Source organism: Frankia sp. CoWAU3, from assembly GCF_977971855.1.
The window spans coordinates 31732-33911 of the sequence record NZ_CDWWXB010000012.1 but is presented as its reverse complement, the minus strand read 5'-3'; the positions used below and the strand labels follow the sequence as shown (position 1 = coordinate 33911).

The 2180-nt window shown below is 72.5% G+C and carries 4 protein-coding genes; all 4 read right to left on the bottom strand.

Annotated elements, in window-relative coordinates; all coding sequences use genetic code 11:
• Positions 1–333 (bottom strand): PDDEXK family nuclease (locus AC08ON_RS02800; RefSeq protein WP_476616398.1); only part of this gene is annotated, 333 nt, incomplete at its 3' end.
• Between the two features lie 64 nt (positions 334–397).
• Entirely contained in the window at positions 398–946 is a 549-nt protein-coding gene (locus AC08ON_RS02795) for an HD domain-containing protein (RefSeq protein ID WP_476606280.1), read from the bottom strand.
• A gap of 69 nt (positions 947–1015) precedes the next feature.
• On the bottom strand, positions 1016–1651 hold the full coding sequence (locus tag AC08ON_RS02790) for a hypothetical protein (RefSeq protein WP_476606281.1): 636 nt from the start codon (positions 1649–1651) through the stop codon (positions 1016–1018).
• A gap of 240 nt (positions 1652–1891) precedes the next feature.
• Positions 1892–2180, bottom strand: a 289-nt coding sequence (locus AC08ON_RS02785; protein WP_476616397.1) for an STAS domain-containing protein, incomplete at its 5' end; no start/stop codon positions are given.

Below are 2180 nucleotides of genomic sequence, written 5' to 3'. Positions count from 1 at the left end.
GGGCCGGTCGGCGAGCAGCACCTGCAGATGCGCCTCCACCCCGTCCTTGCGCAGACCCGGGTCGACGCCGAGGTCGTGCGTGGAATCGTGCAGCACCTGTTCGAGGGTGATGACGAGCTGCTCGGCCGCGCGGTTGGTGACCCGCCAGACCCCGTCCGCCTCGGCGATGACGCACGGGGGACTCATCCAGTTGAGCGGCTTGTACGCTCGCCCGTCGGCGTGGATCGAGACGGATCCGTCCGCCTTGACGAGTACCAACCGGACGGCGCTCGGCAGATGTGCGGTGAGCCGACCGACGTAGTCCACACTGCAGCGAGCGATGACGAGCCGCATGACGTCACGCTATCGCGGCCGTTTCCGGCGCCCGGCGGCGGTGGGACCGCCGCGCACCCGGCGATCACCCGGCATCGCCGCCGCGAGCCGCCACGAGATCGTCCAGAATCCGGCATCGATCCACGTACCGGGCCGACAACCGGGCGGCGTCCTTGGGCGGCAACCGCCTCAGCCTGGCCGGATCGGCGTTGTCCTGCATGTCGGCCCGTTTCACGACGACGGCAAGCGGATCGGCGGCCACCCGGGCGAGATAGTCGGGCACCGGCTCGCCCTCCCGATGGGACAGCGCGTCGACCGCCGCGACGACCGGGGCCGGATAGCCTGCGGCCACGAGATCCGCGAGGGTGGTCTCGCTGTCCTCGACGACGTCGTGCAGCACCGCCGCGAGCTGGGCGGCGTGGGCGTCCACCCCGGCGGTGGGAGCCGTGCGCGCGGCTGCCGCCATCACGCGCAGCGGATGGCCGATGTACTCCTCCCCGACCTTGTCCAGCTGACCGGCGTGCGCCCGGGTGGCCAGGGCGACGGCGTCGTGCAGGGTGGGCGTCGCGGCGCGGTGCGGACCGTCCGCCTCACCATGACCGGGCCGCGCGTCGTCAATCCTGGTTGAGGGCACAGACCGACCGTACGACGTCGAGGGTGCCCCCGGGCTGTCAAGGGTGCCCCGGGCCCATGGCGGTGCAGGTCACCCGGTGCAGGGCGGCGGGGAGACCTTCCACAGGGTGATCAGAGCGCTCGGAAGCACATCACAGGCCCGCGGGCCGTTGCGGACGATCGTCCAGGGCCCGGCTCCGATCCGCCGCCACACGTGCGGGTCGACCGGCGGCGTGGCCGGCCCTTGGACCTCGATGCGACCGATCGCCCAGTACTCGTCGTGCGCCGCGTCAACGCCCTCGACGGCGCCGAAGTACATCCCGTTCACGATCGTCACCTGCCGGGCGGAGATGGTGGAAGCACCCCCAGCCGCCTTGATCGAGTCGGCGACCGTCCACGACAGCGCGAGCCGCAGGGCATCCGGATCAGGCTCGTCGAGGACCCGCATCTGATGGGCCGTGCCCGGTCGGCGGGCACCCTCCCACGGGGCGGTCCGCAGCGCGGGGGTCAGCTCCGGGGCGGGCGAGGTGGCGGTCCGAGGCGCATGCACGGTGCCGGACTGCCGGTCCGCGGTCACGTAGCCGATGGCCACGCCGAGCAGGACCGCGACCACGAACGTTACCGGGACCAGGACCGACCGGTACTCGCGCACCCCGGCCAGCCCGGCGGATCGCGCGCTCCGATCGCCGACGGCATTCACCCGCGCGGGCACCTCCACGTCCTGCACGCCTCCGTCCGGCATCACACCCTGCCAAGAGCCGGGCCCGTCACCCGAAAGCAGTACCCGATCAGCAGGTACCCGGCAAGCATGCCGCATCGCGTGTCCGCCCGGCACACGGGCGCGCCTGACATGACGGTGCGCAGCCACCCTGGTTCGTTCCGCTCCGGGCTCCGTCCCGATCGGGACGGAGCCCTTCCTGACGGGCCTGGGGGGTGGTCGAACGGATGAGCCGCCCGGGCAACCCGCTCAGGCGTGGCCGACGTGCACCAGGTCGGCGGCCTCCTCGAACCGCAGCAACCCACCCAGCCGGTCCGCCACGAGCAGGCGTTCAAGCGGGCTCGGCACATCGATCAGCACCATCGAACGGCCAGCGGCACGGGCTCGGCGAGCGCCGCCAAGCAGCACCCCCAGTGCGGCATGATCGCCGAGCTCCAGGCCCGCGACGTCAACGCGCAGCGGTCCGCTCCCGTTGTCGATCGCCGCGTGCAGCAGGCTGCGTAGTGTCCCCACCGTCCGCACATCCACCCGGCCAACC